General features: G+C 54.7%; 15 protein-coding genes. 9 read left to right on the forward strand and 6 right to left on the reverse strand.

Features of this window, described 5'->3' with window-relative positions:
* Positions 1-245: 245 nt before the first annotated feature.
* From HY768_01105 to HY768_01125, 5 genes are all read right to left on the reverse strand, one after another.
* Positions 246-1,109 (reverse strand): RNA polymerase sigma factor RpoD/SigA, encoded by an 864-nt coding sequence (locus HY768_01105; protein ID MBI4725819.1) that lies wholly within the window; start codon positions 1,107-1,109, stop codon positions 246-248.
* Between the two features lie 84 nt (positions 1,110-1,193).
* A complete protein-coding gene (locus tag HY768_01110; protein MBI4725820.1) occupies positions 1,194-2,729 on the reverse strand; it encodes a Do family serine endopeptidase in 1,536 nt (511 codons plus the stop codon).
* Positions 2,730-2,767: 38 nt separating this feature from the next.
* Positions 2,768-3,052 (reverse strand): MerR family transcriptional regulator, encoded by a 285-nt coding sequence (locus HY768_01115; GenBank protein ID MBI4725821.1) that lies wholly within the window; start codon positions 3,050-3,052, stop codon positions 2,768-2,770.
* 109 nt (positions 3,053-3,161) lie between these two features.
* Positions 3,162-3,614: an Hsp20/alpha crystallin family protein gene (locus tag HY768_01120; protein MBI4725822.1), complete on the reverse strand. Its 453-nt coding sequence runs from the start codon at positions 3,612-3,614 to the stop codon at positions 3,162-3,164.
* A gap of 254 nt (positions 3,615-3,868) precedes the next feature.
* A complete protein-coding gene (locus tag HY768_01125) occupies positions 3,869-4,027 on the reverse strand; it encodes a hypothetical protein (protein ID MBI4725823.1) in 159 nt (52 codons plus the stop codon).
* Positions 4,028-4,757: 730 nt separating this feature from the next.
* On the opposite strand from HY768_01125, the gene HY768_01130 reads away from it, so the two are divergent.
* The 5 genes from HY768_01130 (at position 4,758) to HY768_01150 (ending at position 10,378) form a co-directional block, all read left to right on the forward strand.
* Positions 4,758-5,138, forward strand: a complete 381-nt coding sequence (locus tag HY768_01130) for a hypothetical protein (GenBank protein MBI4725824.1) — start codon at positions 4,758-4,760, stop codon at positions 5,136-5,138.
* A gap of 132 nt (positions 5,139-5,270) precedes the next feature.
* Positions 5,271-5,759, forward strand: a complete 489-nt coding sequence (gene nuoE / locus HY768_01135; GenBank protein ID MBI4725825.1) for an NADH-quinone oxidoreductase subunit NuoE — start codon at positions 5,271-5,273, stop codon at positions 5,757-5,759.
* A 201-nt stretch (positions 5,760-5,960) separates the two neighbouring features.
* The gene (locus HY768_01140; protein MBI4725826.1) at positions 5,961-7,181 is read left to right on the forward strand and encodes a WG repeat-containing protein; all 1,221 of its coding nucleotides are present in this window, start codon (positions 5,961-5,963) and stop codon (positions 7,179-7,181) included.
* Between the two features lie 360 nt (positions 7,182-7,541).
* Positions 7,542-9,413, forward strand: coding sequence for an NADH-quinone oxidoreductase subunit NuoF (nuoF, locus tag HY768_01145; protein MBI4725827.1), 1,872 nt, complete (start codon positions 7,542-7,544; stop codon positions 9,411-9,413).
* Between the two features lie 143 nt (positions 9,414-9,556).
* Positions 9,557-10,378: an NYN domain-containing protein gene (locus HY768_01150; GenBank protein MBI4725828.1), complete on the forward strand. Its 822-nt coding sequence runs from the start codon at positions 9,557-9,559 to the stop codon at positions 10,376-10,378.
* A gap of 24 nt (positions 10,379-10,402) precedes the next feature.
* On the opposite strand, the gene HY768_01155 is transcribed toward HY768_01150, so the two are convergent.
* Positions 10,403-10,918, reverse strand: coding sequence for a hypothetical protein (locus tag HY768_01155; GenBank protein ID MBI4725829.1), 516 nt, complete (start codon positions 10,916-10,918; stop codon positions 10,403-10,405).
* On the opposite strand from HY768_01155, the gene HY768_01160 reads away from it, so the two are divergent.
* From HY768_01160 to HY768_01175, 4 genes are all read left to right on the forward strand, one after another.
* Positions 10,801-11,205 (forward strand): type II toxin-antitoxin system VapC family toxin, encoded by a 405-nt coding sequence (locus tag HY768_01160; GenBank protein ID MBI4725830.1) that lies wholly within the window; start codon positions 10,801-10,803, stop codon positions 11,203-11,205. The genes HY768_01155 and HY768_01160 overlap by 118 nt on opposite strands.
* Positions 11,206-11,344: 139 nt before the next feature.
* The gene (gene tnpA, locus HY768_01165; GenBank protein ID MBI4725831.1) at positions 11,345-11,791 is read left to right on the forward strand and encodes an IS200/IS605 family transposase; all 447 of its coding nucleotides are present in this window, start codon (positions 11,345-11,347) and stop codon (positions 11,789-11,791) included.
* A gap of 140 nt (positions 11,792-11,931) precedes the next feature.
* The gene (locus tag HY768_01170; GenBank protein ID MBI4725832.1) at positions 11,932-15,495 is read left to right on the forward strand and encodes an FAD-dependent oxidoreductase; all 3,564 of its coding nucleotides are present in this window, start codon (positions 11,932-11,934) and stop codon (positions 15,493-15,495) included.
* Between the two features lie 306 nt (positions 15,496-15,801).
* Entirely contained in the window at positions 15,802-17,676 is a 1,875-nt protein-coding gene (locus HY768_01175; GenBank protein ID MBI4725833.1) for a von Willebrand factor type A domain-containing protein, read from the forward strand.
* Positions 17,677-17,957: the final 281 nt, after the last annotated feature.

Genomic DNA, 17,957 nt, shown 5'->3' on the forward strand with positions numbered 1-17,957 from the left:
GTGTCCGCTTTGGTTTGGGAATAAGGGGCTCAACCCGTTGCCAGAATTCGTCGGAGACCGTCCATGATTTGTATGCTTTCATGCGGTCTATGGTATCATAAATCCATTATAAAAGCAAGATATTATTTACGGATAAGCTCTAAATATTGGAATAAAAGTAAAGAGCAAACGGCCTCTCTCCCTCTTGGGGAAAGAGCCTTTTTGATGTTTACCGTTTGGCGTTCACTGCCAATTGTTCCCTGTCGTCAGTCCAGATAGGTCCTCAGCCGTCCGCTCTCGTTGGCGTATTTGATCTTCTTCAGGGCTCGCTCCTTCAACTGACGCACCCGCTCCCGGGAAATGTTAAACTTCCGGCTGATGGAATCCAGAGTGCCCTCTTCGTTGTTCTCCAGGCCGTAATACATCTTGACGATCTTCTCCTCTCGGGGGGTCAAAAGCGACAGCACCTGTTTGATGTCGTGGCTCATGGTCTTGTTCTTCAGCACCTGTTCCGGCGAGGTATGGGCCTGGTTTTCCATGGTATCCCCCAGGCTCCTGCCGTCCCCTTCCAGGGATGGCCCATCCAGCGAGACCTCGTTGGAGGAGAACCCCAGTAGCTCGCTGACCTCGTCCTCGGGTATCCTGACCAGCTTGGAGATCTGTCGGGCCGAGGGCCGGCCGCCAAAGTTGGGACTCTGGGCCTGCAGCTCTTGGATGGCCTTGTTGATCTTGTTCAGATTGTCTATCCGGTTCATGGGCAGCCGCACCGAGCGGGTCTGTTCGGCGATGGCCTTGAGGATGGCCTGGCGGATCCACCACACGGCATAGGTGTTGAAGCGGTAGCCCTTGGAAGGGTCGTAGCGCCTGATAGCCCGCATCAAACCATAATTGCCTTCGTTGATCAGGTCGGCCATGGACATCCCCCGTCCCTGAAAATCCTTGGCCACGCTGACCACGAACCGGAGGTTGCTCTCCACTAACTTGTCCAGGGCCTTGCGGTTCCCGGACTTGGCCTTCAGGGCCAGTTCGGATTCCTGGGCTTCGGTTAGGACGGCCAGGCTGCCAATCTCCTTAAAATATATGTCCAGGGAAGGATCGTCGGCCACCGAGCTTATTTTCTTGTAATTCATTTTACCAGTTGGACCGTTTAACGTTTCACGTTTAATGTTAGTGAATACTTGGCTACTGTATAGTGGATAGTGCCTGTATCCCAGCTATTTTGGCTTCACAGCTATGAACAGGGTATTCTGGCCCCGCTTTATCAGGAACAGCACCGCCTTTTCTCCCCTGGTCTCTGATTTCCTCAAGCGATGATAGTCGGCCACCGTCTTCACTTCCCGGCTGTTTATCTTTTTGATGACGTCGCCTTCGGCCAGTCCGGCCTCATCGGCCGGGGAGCCGGATTCCAGATCGGCTACCAGCACGCCTTCTTTTTCCCGGATGCCGGCCCGCTGGGCCGTCTCAGATTCGACGGCCAGAACCTTTTTGATGCCCATCCAGGACTTGGATTCATTGTCTTCTTTGCCATTGTCCTTCTGGGCCTCTTCTCTCGGCAATTCCCCGAGGGTGGCCTTGATGGTCCTCTGTTTCTTTTCCCGGATGACCACGATGCTGACATCGGTTCCCACCCTAGTGTCGGCCACAACTTGGCGGAACTTGGCCACATTGGGCACTTCCTGGCCGTCAAATTTTATTATGACATCGCCTTCCATCAGACCGGCCCGGCTGGCCGGGGTATTGTCTTCAACCTTGGCCACCAGCACGCCGTTCATCTCCTCGATCCCCAGTCCTTCGGCCAAGTTCGGAGTTATCTCCTGGGGCAGTACGCCCAGATATCCCCGCACCACCTTGCCGTGATCGATCAGTTGCTCGGCCACTTTTTTAGCCAGGTTGATGGGGATGGCAAATCCTATGCCCTGCCCGGCAGGATTGATGGCGGTGTTGATACCGACCACCTCGCCCCGCAGATTGACCAGCGGCCCGCCGGAGTTACCGAAGTTGATGGAAGCGTCGGTCTGGATGAAATCCTGGTACATCGGCCCGCCGCCCTGGATGTCCAGCCCGGTCCGGCCCTTGTAGCTGATGATGCCCTGGGTGACTGTGCGCTCCAGCCCAAAGGGGTTGCCGATGGCCACCGCATAATCGCCCACTTGGATCTCATCGGAATTGCCCAACACGGCCACTTCGCTTTCCGGCAAATCGTCCTTTAGTCCCTTGAGTTTGATGACCGCCACGTCGCTCTTGGGGTCGGCTCCCACCACCTCGGCGGAGAATTCCCGGCTGTCGGACATCTTTACGGTCAGCTCGGGGTTGCCAGCCACTACATGGTTGTTGGTCAGGATGTAACCTTTTTTATCGATGATGAACCCGGAGCCCTGACCTTCGACCTTTTGCTGCTTTTTATCCGGTTCCATCCTTCTGAACTCGGGGAAGAAGTCCTTAAAAAAATCATCGTAGGGAGTCTGAAAATTATTCCGGTTACTTTCCACATAACGTTTGGATCTGATGTTGACCACCGCCGGGCCGGCCTTTTTGGCCACCGCCACGAACGGGCTTTGCAGGGCGGAGGCCAACGGAAGCGGTATGCTTTTCACCCCAGCGGCAGTCGCGAGATTTTCAGCGCCGCCCTTATCGGCCCGGGAAAACGGCGTCAGGTTGAAACTGGAGGCCAGGATGATTCCGGCGATTACGCAGGCAGCGCCCGCCAGCAATAATTTGAAGTTCCCCAATCCATTGTTATCGCGAACCATTTTCGTCTTCCCCTTCGATTAGATTTTGTGGGTGGTAACTAAGTATGAATACGCAGCCGGGCAATAGTTTGTTCCGGGTTTTGTTCAATCTCCATTATTACCCTAACCCCCTCTAGATTAACGCCTTTTTCCCTAATCAGATAAACGATCTGTTCCAGGGTCTCCAGGTCGTCCTGGGAATACATCCTGGTCCGTCCGCTTATTCGGGCTGGAGAAAGCAAACCCCTTCTCTCGTAGAGCCTTAAGGTCTGTTCGTGCAGTCCGCAAAGTTTGGCCACCACGCTGATGGTGTAGACTGGAGTATTGGGTTCTGGGCGCATCATTTATTATCCCCGAAGATGAGATGTTGAGAAATTCCGAAGGTGAGATAGCCAAAAAGATCCAAGCTTCTCGCCTTCTTGCCTTCATAAGTTCGCAGCGAACATTCGTTCGTTACTTGACCTCGATGGCAATCTCCTTGGGCTTTTCCTCTTCGGCCTTAGGAATGGTAATGGTTAAAAGCCCGTTTTCGTAAGAAGCCTTGGTTTTCCCGGAATGCACCTCGGTGGGAAGCCGCAACACCCGCTGGAACTGACCGTACATCCGCTCTATCCGGTGATAGGTTTTCTCCTTTGTTTCCTCTTCGTGGCGGCGTTCCCCGGAAATGGTCAGCATATCGCCGGAGATCTGGATTTTTATATCCTCTTTCTTCATCCCGGGAATTTCGGCTTTTACAATTATGTCCGTCTTGGTCTCTTCGATGTCTATCATCGGAGCCCACAAACCCTCGGACAGGCTTCTGCGGTCGGGTGCCCGGCCCAAGAAATCAGAAAAAAGTCGATTCATGTCATCCTGAAAGGAAGACAACTCGGTAAAGGGATAATACTTGATTAAATCTCTGCCCATTTTTGTTCCTCCTTATGTTTATCGTTTCATAATTATAACTGTTGAGTGTGTTTTTGTCAAGTGTTTTGATAATAAAATTTTTATTTTTGTGTTAAACCATTGTTTTATTTAGAGTTATAAATAATAATGCCCATAGGCAAGATAATAGATCAAAGGTAACAAAAAAGGCTGGAATGTTGACTCCAGCCTCTTTTGTTATTATGAGAAATTGCCTGTTTTACTCCATAACGATACTGCTTTGCCGCTAAAAGCATTTATCTTGACCTAAAAGTAAATGCTTTTCTCTGAATGGCACTTGCTTTATTGCCAAAAGCGTTTATTTTAGACCCCAAAATAATTACTTTATCAACAAATGTATTTACTTTATCGTTAAAAGCATCTGCTTTGACCTTCAAAGTATTTGCCTTGGCCATAAAAGCACAGATGATAGTCCCTTTCATTTAGGTATTTTGACGAAGAACCCCTTCGGACGCGGATAAACGCAGATAATATCGATCACTATCAGCGAAATCATCGAAAATCTGCGAAAATCAGCGTTCCATTACTTTTTAGTACTTTCTTCCTGAATGAGTGGGACAATCATTAAAGCACATCCTTTTACTCGCAAGGCATGTGTCTTTGTGTATTGCACCAGTAGCGTCCGGTTGTTTTTACAAGAAAATTGTAGAATGCAGATGGGGCAATGGTCTTAGAGGTTTCATCATGTAATCGATTTGAATTCAGGCTCAAAAATCACCCATTGATTCGCAAGGACTTATACCACGAAAAACTGAATTCAGGCTCAAAAATCACCCATTGATTCGCAAGGACTTATACCACGAAAAACGCCATTTCCATAATAACCGGACAGTAGTGGTATTGCACACTGTCTTTAAGGCCTTTATTAGAGCCAAAAATCGCGGGGATAAAACATATCTCCAAATAGTCAAAAACGAGCGGGTCAAGGGTCCGCCACGGCGGGTTAGGCAAAGCGGCCTAATGACCTTGGGCCAGCTGGACATCTTGCGACAAACCGGGCCAGTTGGATTCCCTTTTGCGTTCCGGCCTGCGGTTCACCCGGAAGCTGCAAGTATTGGACGCCCATGCCAAGGGTCTATATTTTAGAACCGGTGGCAGGTGTCAGGACATCGTTGACAGTCTTTAGTGGCTACTAAGAAAATCGGGCCGGCTTTGCTCTTTGATAAACTCTGGAAAGAGATCGGGATCAAAGATGTTATTGAGAAGTTCGCCCGGCAAAGGCGCTTTGAGTTTTCTTTAGAGCGGATCATCTTCGGCACGGTTCTCCACCGGCTGTTTTCTCCAGGCTCTGACCGGGCAGCAGAAAAATGGCTGGGAGACTATCGGATCGCCCGGGTGGACAAAATACCGCTGCGCCATTTTTATCGGGCCCTGGCCTGGCTGGGCGAAGCCTTGCCCGAAGGCAGCCATCCTCCTGGGTATCGGAAGGATGTTATCGCAGAGGAGCTTTTCTTCCGGCGAAAAGATCTGTTCGCCCAATTAAATCTGGTCTTTTTCGATTTTTAGGCCTAATTTCAAGCCGGGGAAAATTTGCCGAAAAATGTTGATTTAGAGTCTTGAATGGTTTGATTTAATATGATAAAATGAGCCTTTATAGTTTATAAAAAATCATCAAGCAATGCTATCAGCAGGAGTCGTATGAAAAAGGCCAAGGCAACGCCAAAGGCGGTCAAGGGCGCAGGGGACCAGGCGGTGAAGAAAGTCGTGGACCGGTATGCCGGAAACAAGGTGGCTTTGATCACGGTATTGCAGGAGGTCCAGGCCGAACTGGGTTACCTGTCGGGCCAGACCATAGCGGACATCAGCCGGAGCATGAAAATTCCGGCCAGCCAGGTCTATGGCGTGGCCACTTTTTACACCCAGTTCCGGCTGAAGCCGGCGGGAAAGCACCTGATGCGGGTCTGCCACGGCACCGCCTGCCACGTCAGCGGGGCGGTCAAAATAAGCCAGGCCATTGAAGACGAGCTCAAGGTGACCGACGGCGAGACCACCGAGGACGGAAAGTTCACGTTAGAGACGGTGGCCTGCCTGGGCTGCTGTAGCCTGGCCCCGGTGATGATGATAGACAGCGAGACCTACGGGCGGCTGACCCCGGACAGCGCCCGCAAGGCGGCTAAGGATTTCTAACTAATGGTGATTTACCCCGGGATTATTTCTATCCGCAGAGGCCTTTGCTATAGCTACTGCCTCCAAGGGAGGACAGACAAGGAAGCGTGAGCGAATTAACACAGATGGGTACTTTAATGAAGAGATATAATCTGTGAAAATCTGCGAAATCTGGGGATAGGTAAACACGGACCAATAAACTCTATTACCAGGAGTACTATCATGACCGGTTTAAAAAGAATATCATTGATAGGATTTTTGATCCTAGTCCTTGGCGGTCTGCTTTGGGCCCAGACCCAGGCGGACCAGAAGACCCTTTTCCCCGTCAACCAGCAGGGCAAATTCGGATATATCGACCAGAAAGGCCAGGTTGTAGTTGAACCCAATTACGACTGGGCTTTTGATTTTTCCGAAGGCCTGGCCCTGGTGAACATCAGCGGGGTGAAGAACGAATACGGCTTTGTGGTGGGGGGGAAGTGGGGGTACATCAGCTCCGACGGGGAGATGGCCGTTACCCCGCAGTATGACGACGCCAAGAACTTTTCCCAGGGGCTGGCCCTGGTGAACATCGGCGGCAAGACCATCGAGACGGGAATGATTTCCGGGGGCAAGCGGGGGTTCATCGACAAGAGCGGAAAGACCGTGATTGAGCCGCTGTACGAGGACGCCCGCAGTTTCTCAGAAGGGCTGGCCCTGGTGCGGCAGAGCGACAAATACGGTTTTATCGACCAAAGCGGCAAAGTGATCGTGCCGTTTCAGTATCAGGACGCCATGAGCTTTTCCGGCGGCCGGGCTTTGGTGAAGCAGGGCGACCGCTGGGGATTCATCAATAGAAACGGCGAGGCCGTGATCCCGTTGGTCTACCACGGGGCCCGCAGCTTCGTCAACGGCTTTGCCATCGTCCGGACCGAGGGCAAGTTCGGGTTCATAGATTCTGCCGGCCGGATGGCGGTGGCCCAGCATTATGACGACGCCGGAAACTTTTACCAGGGGCTGGCGGCGGTGAAGCTTAACGGTCGCTGGGGCTACGTGGACACCGCCGGGCAGCGGGCGATTGCCCCCAAGTACGCCGCGGCCTCCGGTTTCTGCGAGGGGCTAGCCTGCATCCGCATCGGCGGGAAGCGGGGCTACATCAACCGTACCGGCCGGATGGCCATTCCTCCGCGCTTTGACGGGGCCATGGACTTCTCCGAAGGGCTGGCTTTGGTGAACCTGGGCGGCCGGATGAACGAGAACGGCATCATCCAGGGCGGCAAGTGGGGGTTCATCAACAAAGCCGGGCAGGTAATAATCAAACCCCGGTTCGATTTCGCCTGGGATTTTAAGAACGGTTTGGCTATGGTCAACATGGGCGGCAAGATGAATTCTTTTGGCAACACCGAGGGCGGGGTCTGGGGCTACATCGACCGGACCGGGAAGTATATCTGGAAATCCGGGGAATAAACAAGCTACTTACCAGATTTTTATTAGGAAACCCTGCCTCCGCTAAAGCTTCCGCCTTCGCAAAAACTACGGCGGACCACCGCCACAACCCCGCCGGACACTGAGCATAGTCAAAGTGTGACGGGGCAAGCTGGGGCAGGCAAGCCGGCGGGCAGGCATGAAGCCATGAATATTTGTTTTCAATAACTTTTTATTCTAACTCATCCCCTCTGTCCCCTTCTCTTGGATAAATTAGGACTATCTTGAGGTAAGAGAAGAGGAAGCGAAGGGGTTGAGTTTGGAAATACTCAAGTTCTCGTAGTGCTTCCTGATATAGTTAGATGATCATTATTAATTCCGGTTCTCCGCGGTAAGTTGGTAATGACCTTAATACCCGAGTCTTCAAAAAAACAAATATATTACGGAGGGGAAAGTCTCTTGAGAACTGCTGCTGAAACCAAGAAAAATTCCTTAAAAAGCCCAGATTACCGGGTACTGGTGGGGTTGGGCAGCTGCGGGATCGCGGCCGGCGGCCGCAAGGTGATGGCGGCCTTAAAGGACGATATCAAAAAAAGCAAGCTTAACGTGGCCCTGGCCGAGACCGGCTGCGTGGGCATGTGCTACCGCGAGGTGCTGCTGGACGTTTACGACCAGAACGGAAACCTGTTCACCTACGGCAACATGACCCCGGAGCGCCTGCCCCGTTTCGTGGAGGAACATCTTATCAAACACCAGCCGGTGAACGACTGGTTAGTGCGGGCACATAATATGGCCCTTCCCGACGACAGTTTTTACGCCAAGCAAAAACGCATCGTGCTGCGCCACTGTGGGGTGATCAACCCCGAGAGCATCCAGGACTACCAAGCCCACCAGGGCTATAAAGCTTTGGAGAAGGCCCTGAAGACCATGACCCCGGAACAGGTGATCAAGGAAGTGCTGGACTCAGGCTTAAGGGGCCGGGGCGGGGCTGGTTTTCCCACCGGGCGCAAGTGGCAGTTCGCCCGGGACAGCAAGAATGACCAGAAATACGTGATCTGCAACGGGGACGAGGGCGATCCCGGGGCCTTCATGGACCGCTCGGTGCTGGAGGGCGATCCCCACAATGTGATGGAGGGGATGCTGATCGCGGCTTATGCCATCGGGGCCCAGGAAGGGTATTTTTACGTCCGGGCCGAATATCCATTAGCAGTAAAACGGCTGAAATTAGCCATCTCCGAGGCCAAGAAACACGGCCTGTTGGGCCAGAACATCATGGGGACCGGATTTAATTTTGAGATGAAGATCCAGGAAGGGGCCGGGGCCTTCGTCTGCGGCGAAGAGACGGCCCTGATGGCCTCGATAGAAGGAAAACGGGGGATGCCCAAGCTTAGGCCGCCGTTCCCGGCGGTCTCCGGCCTGTGGGGCAAGCCCACTAACATCAACAACGTGGAAACCTACGCCAACGTGCCCTGGATCATCCTGAACGGCGGGGCGGCCTTTGCGGCCCTGGGCACCGAAAAGAGCAAGGGCTCAAAAGTCTTTGCCCTGGCCGGGCAGATCGTGCGGGGCGGCCTGGTGGAAGTGCCAATGGGGATCACGATGCGGGAGATCATCTACGAAGTGGGCGGCGGGATCAAGGGCGGGCGCCAGTTCAAAGCGGTGCAGATGGGCGGGCCTTCGGGCGGCTGCATTCCGGCGGCCCTGGCCGACACCGTGATCGACTACGAGTCGGTGACCCAAACCGGAGCCATCATGGGATCGGGCGGCATGGTGGTGATGGACGACACCACCTGCATGGTGGACATCGCCAGGTTCTTTTTGGATTTCACCCAGAAGGAATCCTGCGGCAAGTGCACCTTCTGCCGGGTGGGCACCAAGAGGATGCTGGAAATATTGGACCGGATTACCAAAGGCCAGGGAGCGGAAGGCGACATAGAAATGCTGCTAGAGCTGGCCGACAAGATCAAGGTCTCCTCCCTTTGCGGGCTGGGCCAGACCGCGCCCAACCCGGTGCTGACCACCATCAAGTATTTCCGGGACGAATACGAGGCCCACATCAAGCAAAAAAAATGCCCGGCCCACAATTGCAAGGAGCTGCTGACCTACGAGATCATCGCCGACAAATGCGTGGGGTGCACGGCCTGCGCCCGGGTCTGCCCCTCCTCCTGCATCGCGGGTTCGGTCAAGAAGCCACATACAATAGACCAGGTCAAGTGCGTCAAGTGCGGCAGCTGCGCAGCCAAATGCAAGTTCGACGCGATCAGAGTCAGTTGACCTCACCCCGGTATTTTACTAATCCATAGCCCATACATTAATGTGTGGGCTATGGATGCCCAACGCAGGCAACCAAGGCCATTCATGGCCTTAGAGCAATCATCATCCAGGCGGTAAAAACAGAACAAAAAAACGGAGGACCAATGCTTAAAGCCGGCATCTTTCTCGACCTCGACAACCTGGCCCGCAACGGCGGCTGGGGCATCCGCTACGACGCCGTCAAGAACCTGGCGGTGGCCCAGGGCGCCGTGGTGCTGCGGGCCAACGTCTACATGGCCATCGACGAGGAACGCGAATCGCACGACTCAGCGCTGCGCCAGAAGCGCCGCGAGTACCGCGACGCCATCCGGCGCAACGGCTACCACCTGACCCTCAAGACCCTGCGGCGCTACACCAACGCCGAGGGCGAGACCATGGTCAAGGCCAACTGCGACCTGGAACTGGCGGTGGATGCGCTGCTCCAGTCCGACAATCTGGACTACATCCTGCTGGGCAGCGGCGACGGGGACTTTTTGCGGCTGGTGCGCGCCCTGCAGAATCGCGGCAAGCGGGTGGACCTGCTGTCGTTCGGCAACACCAGCGTCGAGCTGCGGCGCGAGGTGGACCACCACTTTTCGGGGTTCTTGACGCCCGGTGTCCTGCCGTTCGACGAGGCCGCGCCGAACCGGATGCGCGGGGTCATGGTCTCGGTCAATGAGGAGAAGGGCTACGGGTTCCTGACCGTTCGCACCGGACTGGGCATGTCGGACCAACGGGCCGACGTTTTTTGCCACATCGTCGACTTCACCCGGGACGGGGCGTCCGTTTCCAACGAGTATTTCGCGGCCTTAAAGGCGCGCGGCACGATCATCGAGTTTGACCTGGGCGATGGCGGCGCCGGCAAGTCCAAGGCGGTCAACGCCCACGAGTTCCGGTGGGAGGACCTGGCCGCCAGAAGCGCAATCAACGGAAGCGCTTCAATGTAATATAACCCCAATTGAAGAGCGATTTCAGTGAGGCCCTTCCCCAAGCGCGGCAGCTGCGCGGCCAAGCGCAAGTTCGACCTGTCCGCCGCACCCCGCCGGTAGGGGCCGACGGGCGCGATCAGGGTGAAATGACTTCATCAAACGTCGATCATCATCCGGGCGGTAAAACGATTTAACTAAGAGAGGAGAAATCATGACAATAATAATACCAAAAAACGAAAAGATAGAATTGCCAAAAGCGGTAAGCGAAAAATTCAAGGGGAAAAAGATAGAATTGCAGGTTACCAGGGGCGGGATTTTTCTCAGGCCGGTTGAGGATGCCATCAGGCAGGCAAAAGGCATGTTAAGGAACAGCGTTTTTTCGACCAGGCAATATCTGAAAAATAAAAAAGCAGATAAAGCCATAGAGCAATGAAAAAACAATTGTTCTTGACGCCTGCGCCCTGATAGCCTTTTTAAAAGAAGAAGACGGCGCGGAGACAGTTGAGCATTTGCTGCGCCAGGCAGAGGCCGGGAAAATAGACATTTTGATGCATTCAATCAATCTGCTGGAGATCTACTACGGCGTCTACCGGGCGGACGGGCCGGTCCGGGCTGAAACCTTGATGGAAGCAATATCAAGATTGCCGGTTACAGTTATCGATGCCCTTGCCGGAAGGCTGCTCAAAGAAGCTGGAAGGATCAAGGCCAGCCATGTCGTTTCACTGGCCGACTCCGTTGCTGTCGCACTGGCCATTGCCCGCAATGCCGAACTGGTTACTTCCGATCGCCACGAATTCGGGATTGTCGAAAAGAAAGAGGCGGTAAGGTTTTATTGGATCCGGTAGAAAGAATGTCCATGTTTTTGGTACGCTTTTCGTAATGCGCCATTTTCCATTTCAAGCGCCCGGCGCCAGCAATCAAAGGCTTCGGATGCCCAACGCAGGCAACAAAGGCCATTCATGGCCTTATAGCCGGGAGTACAAAATGCCTCACTCGTATTCCAAAATATGGGTACATCTGGTCTGGAGCACCAAAGACCGCCCGCCCTACCTTACGAAAGATATAAAGAACAAGGTGATCTTCCATATCAAGGAAAAAGCTAAAACCGAAGGGATATATGTTGATACCGTCAACGGCGTGGAAGATCATGTCCATTGTCTTATCGATCTCGGATTGAAACGCAGCATAGCGGATACGGTAAACCTGTTGAAAGGCGAATCGTCTCATTGGGTCAATGAACAGGCCTTAATGAAATTTCATTTCAATTGGCAAATTGGGTATGGCGCGTTTTCTTTGGGCGAATCACAATTGGATACTGTCCGGCATTATATCCTGAACCAGGAGGAACACCATAAGGTAAAAACGTTTGTGGAAGAGTTCGACGAATTGTTAAAAACATACAAGGTGGCCCATGATGACAAAAGGCCGTGAACGGCCTGTGTTGTGAAAAATCCCCTATCCATAGCCCATACATTACTTGTCCGCCGTAGCTTTAGCGTAGGTGGAATGTATGGGCTATGGAAGTGGCAACGATTCACCGCAATCACAAGAACATAACAAGGAAGCACAAGATGTCCGAAATAAAGATACAGCTCAACGGCAAAGAAGTTATCTGTGATTCCAGCCAGACAATTTTACAGGTGGCCGAGCAGCAGGGTCTGGACATTCCCAACATGTGCCACGACAAGAAGCTAGAGCCGTTCGGTTCCTGCTGGGTCTGCCTGGTGGAGGTGAAAGGGGCCCGGGGCTTCGTGCCCTCCTGCGCCACCAAGGTCTACGACGGGATGACGGTGGAGATAGACAACCAAAAGATTAAGGCCGCCCGGCAACTGGCGCTGGAACTGCTGCTCTCCAACCATTACGGCGACTGCATCGCGCCCTGCCAGGCCGCCTGCCCGGCCGGCTGCGACGTCCAGGGTTACACCGCGCTTTTAGCCAACGGAATGGAGGCCGAGGCCATCAAGCTGATCAAGGACACCCTGCCGCTGCCGGCCAGCCTGGGCCGGGTCTGCCCCCATCCCTGCGAGACCGAGTGCCGCCGCAACCTGGTGGAAGAGCCGGTGTCCATCTGTTACCTCAAGCGCCGGGCCGCCGACTTCGACCTCAACTCCGGAAAACCCTACCTTCCCAAGGTCGCTCCCGACACCGGCAAGAAAGTGGCGGTGGTGGGAGCCGGACCGGCCGGCTTAAGCGCCGCCTATTACCTGAGGCAAAAAGGCCACCAGGTCACGATATTCGAGGCCCTGCCCAAGCCGGGCGGCTGGCTGCGCTACGGAATTCCTAACTACCGTTTGCCTAAGGAGGTTTTGGACCAGGAGATCAAGACCATCACCGACCTGGGGATCGAGATAAAATGCGAGCAGACCCTGAATAAGGATTTTACCATTGAGTCCTTAAGGAAATCATACGACGCCGTCTTCCTGGGCTTCGGGGCCCACGCCTCCACCAGGATGGGAGTGGAAGGCGAACAGTCGGACGGGGTCTGGGATGGAATAGGGTTCTTAAAGAAACTGGCCCTGGGCCAGGAGATCAAGATCGGCAAAACCGTGGCGGTAATCGGCGGCGGCAATACCGCCATAGACGCGGCCCGGACCTCGCTGCGGCTGGGGGCCGAGGAGGTAAGCATAGTCTACCGGCGCTCGGAAAAAGAGATGCCGGCCAATCCCTTCGAGATAGAGGAGGCCCGGCACGAGGGGGTCAAGTTCAAGTTTTTAACCGCGCCCAGCCGGGTGATCGCTTGCACCCAGACCGAAGCCGGGGGGCTGATCTGCCAGAAGATGGAGCTGGGCGAGCCCGACGCCTCGGGCCGGCGCCGTCCGGTGCCCCAGGCTGGCTCGGACTACAAGGTGGAGGCCGAAACCATCATCGCGGCCATCGGCCAGGCCCCGGATCTCTCTGTGCTGGGGCCGAACCACGGGGTGGAGACCACCAAGTGGTCCACCATCAAGACCGACGAGCGGACCGGGGCCACCAATGTGACGGGCCTGTTCGCGGCCGGCGACCTGGTGACCGGAGCAGCCACGGTGGTGGAGGCCATCGGCGGGGCCCACCGGGCGGCCGAAGCCATCCACTCATATTTAACCACCGGCCAGGCTCTAAAACCGGTCAAGAACTTCAACATCACCAAGGGCAAGATCAACGAAGTGCCCAAGGAGCTTTTCGCCCACATTCCCAAGGCGGTCAAGGCCCAAATGCCGATGCTGCCCATCGCCCAGCGCCGCAACTTTGAGGAAGTGGAGAAGGGATTCGTCTCCACCGTGGCCGCGGAAGAGGCCCAGCGCTGCTTAGAGTGCGGCTGCGCCGACGTGGTGGAGTGCAAACTGCGGGATTACGCCACCCAGTACGAGGCTTCGGTCAAGCGCTTCATGGGCGAGGTCAAGAAACACCCCATCGACGAGAGCCATCCCTTTCTGGCGCGGGACCAGAGCAAGTGCATCCTGTGCGGGCGCTGCGTCCGGATGTGCCTGGAGGTGGTCGGGGCCTCGGCCCTGGGCTTCGTTTACCGGGGCTTTGGCACCATCGTGGCCCCGTCCCTGGAAAAACCATTCCCCGAATCCAGCTGCGTGTCCTGCGGAGCCTGCATCGAGACCTGCCCGGTGGGCGCGCTGGCCGAGCGTCCCCGCCACCTGAAACCCGCGCCCTGGGAGATGCCCAAAACCAGTTCGGTCTGCACCTTCTGCGGGGTGGGCTGCGGAATGGAGATCCACACCAAGGACAGCAAGGCGGTCAAGGTCACCGGTTTTCAGGAAAGCCCGACCAGCCAGGGATCATTATGCTTCAAGGGCAAGTTCGGCTTTGAACTGATTCATAGTCCGGAACGACTGACCAGCCCGTTAGTCAAACAGGGCAAGACCTTGGTCCCGGTGGAATGGAAGAAGGCCTTTAACCTGGTGAACGGGGACATAGACTCCATCGTTAAGAAACACGGGCCGGAAGCGGTGGCGGTGCTGGCTTCGGGCCGGACCTCGCTGGAAGAGGCCGAGGGCCTGCGTTCCTGGGCGGCCAAGAAGGGCGTAAGCAAGTTCTCCAGCCTGGCATACATTGGAGGCCGGGCGCTGGATCAATTGGAGAAAACATTAGGCGGGCTGAACGGCAAAAGCTATGCCAATCTGGGAAAGGCCCAGGCCGTGCTGCTTATCGGTTCCGATCCCTACAGCCAGCACCCGGTGTTCGGGCAGATTTTGAGGCAGGCGGCCAAGAAAGACGTGCTTGCACGCCAGAGTAACCCTACAAGTCAGCTGTTTCAGCACGCAGGCGTGCCGGTCTATATCTTATCGGAAAAGACCGGACCGTTGGTCGAGATCGCGGCCGGGCAGTTCACGGTAAAGGCCGGAGGGATATCTTCCGCCCTGAACGGAGCGCTTAAATCTCTGCCCGGCAATTCCAATCTGGCGGGCTTTGCCCAGTATAAAAAGGGTTTGGCCAAAATAACCGGGTCCGCGGTACTCAAGGAAAGCGGGCTGAAGAAGAGCGAACTGGAACAGCTTTCCCAGGTGCTGTCCCGGAATAAGAATCTTTTAATAGCCTTCAACGCCGAGCTGATAGACGGCGAGACCGCCAAGGCCATCGGCAACTTCCTGCTTTTGAACGAAACCCCGGAAAACTTCATCGCCTTAAGGGCCAAGGCCAATCTGAACGGGGTGGACCAGTTCGTTACCGTTCCGGCGGACGAAATCATCAAACAAATGGAACAAGGAATAATCAAGGCCGCGGTGCTGTGGAACGAAGATCCCTTGGGTTCACTTCCCGAAGGCAAAAAACTGGCCAAGGCGTTTTCCAAGCTGGAGAAGTTAGTAGTTGCCGACCTGTTCCTGACCGGGACCGCCAAGACAGCCGACATAGCGCTGCCCACCTGCGCCTTTGCCGAACAGGACGGCAGTTTCATCAATTCCGAGGGGCGGCTGCAGCACTTCAAGCAGGCGGTTCAGCCGGTCTGCGGAATGACCTCCAAGCAGATCATCTCCGAACTGGGCGGGACGGCCCTGCCGGGCATGCCGGCCGAGAAGAAGGGGGCCAGGCAGTTCCTGGCGCCGGAGCTCAAGAAGACCAAGCCGGTCAAGGAAGGATTCTGCGGCGATGTGCTGGAGAAGATGGTCTGGGAGTTGAAGAAGAAAGAGGGGCTGCTGAAAGAGTAGTAATGACTTCACCGGAACTCAACCCACTTCGGCTCTGCTCAGCGCAAGCCTATCTCCCCTTCTCTATAAAGAGAAGGGGACGGGGGATGAGTTCTAAAGAAAATTGATATTTGCAAAGGGGCTGGCATTTTATGCCAGCCCCTTTGGTTGTATATTATTAGCCCAGCCCTTCCGACTACGCACAAAGCTTCGTCGAATAAATTTGCCTGGGCTAAATAAATAACCGTTACCGGGAATAATTCCGCCTCTCCCGACGTATATATAAACAGCCAACCAAAATCCAAAATAATTAAAGGGAGAAGAAAAATGAAAAAGCTGACCCTGATAGCCCTGACGGCGGCTTTAATCCTAAGCTGCTTCAGCTATCTGCAGTCCCAGCAGACCGGGAGCGTGGCCGGGACGGTCACCGATGCCAAGACCGGCCAGGCAATATCCGGGGCTGCGGTCAAGATCCTGAATTCACAATTCAGCGCCTTCATTGACAACCAGGGGAAATATCTGATGGCTAACGTGCCGGCCGGAAAATACTCCCTCCAAGCCTCGGCTCCCAATTATGATTCCCAGATCAAGAAAAATATCACTGTCAAGGCAGGCGCGACTCTTACTGTTGACTTCAAACTTAAACCCCCGGTCCCGGCAAAAGACGAGAATAACCGGCTGGCTCTGGACAAAGCCATGAAATGCAGCGAACAGGCGGCAGCCCCCTGCATGTCAATCGGTTCCGGCATGGTTTACCGTGGGGTTCCGGCCGATTTCAACACCGAGGAATACTCCAAGATAGACGAGAACACCTTCAAGCAGGTCAAAGCCGATCCGCTCTCCACCTTCTCCATCGACGTGGACCCGGCCAGCTACGCCAACATGAGGCGGTTCCTGAACTCCGGCCAGCTGCCGCCCAAGGACGCCGTCAGGATAGAAGAACTGATCAACTATTTCGACTATGCCTACGCCCAGCCCGATGACGGCCGGCCCTTTGCGGTGCATACCGAAGCGGCCGAGTGCCCCTGGAACCAGGGCCACCGTTTGGTGAGGATAGGCCTGAAGGGCAAGGAAATTGCGCTGGACAAACTGCCGCCGACCAATCTGGTCTTTTTGCTGGACGTCTCCGGCTCGATGCAGGACCCCGCCAAACTTCCGCTCTTAAAATCGGCCTTTAAACTGCTGGTCAACCAACTGCGGCCCCAGGACCGGGTGGCCATAGCGGTCTACGCCAGCGCCGAGGGGCTGGCCCTGCCCTCCACTCCGGGCAGCGATAAGAAAACTATCCTGGGAGTGCTGGACCAGCTGGAGGCCGGAGGCTGCACCGCCGGGGCGGCCGGGATCCAATTGGCGTATAAGACGGCAAAAGAGAACTTCATCAAGAACGGCAACAACCGGGTGATCCTGGCCACCGACGGGGATTTCAACGTTGGAGTCTCCTCCACTTCGGAACTGATCCGGATGATCGAGCAGAAGCGGGAAGAAGGCATCTACCTTTCGGTGCTGGGCTTCGGCGCCGGAAACTTAAAAGACTCGCGGATGGAACAGCTGGCCGACAAGGGCAACGGCAACTACGCCTACATCGACAACATCACCGAGGCTCGCAAGGTGCTGGTCAGCCAGATGGGCGGCACCCTGTTCACCATCGCCAAGGACGTCAAGATCCAGGTGGAGTTCAACCCGGCCCGGGTCAAGGCCTACAAGCTGATCGGCTACGAGAACCGGCTGTTGAACAAGGAAGATTTCAACGACGACAAAAAGGACGCCGGCGAGCTGGGCTCGGGCCACACAGTGACCGCGCTTTACGAGATCATCCCGGCCGGTTCACAGGAAGAGGTTCCGGGGGTGGATCCTCTAAAGTACCAGGAGACCAAGGTGTCATCTGCTGCCTCCAAAAGCCCGGAGCTGATGACGGTGAAACTGCGCTACAAACTGCCGGCCGAGAACGAGAGCAAGCTGATATCCAAAGTAATTATGGACCGGAACGGCGAGATAGCGGAGTCATCCGAAGATTTCCGTTTTGCGGCAGCGGTGGCCGAGTTCGGCCTGTTGATCAGGGATTCCGAGTTCAAGGGCAAGTCATCTTATGGACAGGCTCTGGCGCTAGCCCGCGGGGCCAAGGGGCAGGACAAGGAGGGTTACCGGGCCGAGTTCATAAAGCTGGCTGAGACAGCCAGACTATTGGCTCAGAACCAGGACTAAATAAATTCGGGGAAAATATTAAAGGACGGTCATTTTTGACCGTCCTTTTTTTCTTGACTTTGGCCCAAATTTACGTTATCTTAATATTTTGTCTTTGGCAGCTATCCTTCTCATAATTTAGCGATGCCATGAATGACATCGCTAGCGCAAGTTTCCTAGTTATTTGTAAAAACAATTCACAACTGCTTGTTATTCAAGGTGTTTTAAAAAACAAAATGTATTATACAACTGATAGTTGATATTTTTCCAAATCAAAAAGAGCACACAGTTTCTGTTGTGTG

It is taken from the genome of candidate division TA06 bacterium, from assembly GCA_016208585.1.
Classification (GTDB): Bacteria; Edwardsbacteria; AC1; order AC1; family EtOH8; genus UBA5202.

Bases quoted from the DNA above. Each gene is read 5' to 3' on its own strand.
- HY768_01105 (MBI4725819.1), bottom strand. From the start codon at position 1,109: ATGAATTACAAGAAAATAAGCTCGGTGGCCGACGATCCTTCCCTGGAC.
- HY768_01110 (MBI4725820.1), bottom strand. From the start codon at position 2,729: ATGGTTCGCGATAACAATGGATTGGGGAACTTCAAATTATTGCTGGCG.
- HY768_01115 (MBI4725821.1), bottom strand. From the start codon at position 3,052: ATGATGCGCCCAGAACCCAATACTCCAGTCTACACCATCAGCGTGGTG.
- HY768_01120 (MBI4725822.1), bottom strand. From the start codon at position 3,614: ATGGGCAGAGATTTAATCAAGTATTATCCCTTTACCGAGTTGTCTTCC.
- HY768_01125 (MBI4725823.1), bottom strand. From the start codon at position 4,027: ATGGCCAAGGCAAATACTTTGAAGGTCAAAGCAGATGCTTTTAACGAT.
- nuoE (MBI4725825.1), top strand. From the start codon at position 5,271: ATGAAAAAGGCCAAGGCAACGCCAAAGGCGGTCAAGGGCGCAGGGGAC.
- HY768_01140 (MBI4725826.1), top strand. From the start codon at position 5,961: ATGACCGGTTTAAAAAGAATATCATTGATAGGATTTTTGATCCTAGTC.
- nuoF (MBI4725827.1), top strand. From the start codon at position 7,542: ATGACCTTAATACCCGAGTCTTCAAAAAAACAAATATATTACGGAGGG.
- HY768_01150 (MBI4725828.1), top strand. From the start codon at position 9,557: ATGCTTAAAGCCGGCATCTTTCTCGACCTCGACAACCTGGCCCGCAAC.
- tnpA (MBI4725831.1), top strand. From the start codon at position 11,345: ATGCCTCACTCGTATTCCAAAATATGGGTACATCTGGTCTGGAGCACC.
- HY768_01170 (MBI4725832.1), top strand. From the start codon at position 11,932: ATGTCCGAAATAAAGATACAGCTCAACGGCAAAGAAGTTATCTGTGAT.
- HY768_01175 (MBI4725833.1), top strand. From the start codon at position 15,802: ATGAAAAAGCTGACCCTGATAGCCCTGACGGCGGCTTTAATCCTAAGC.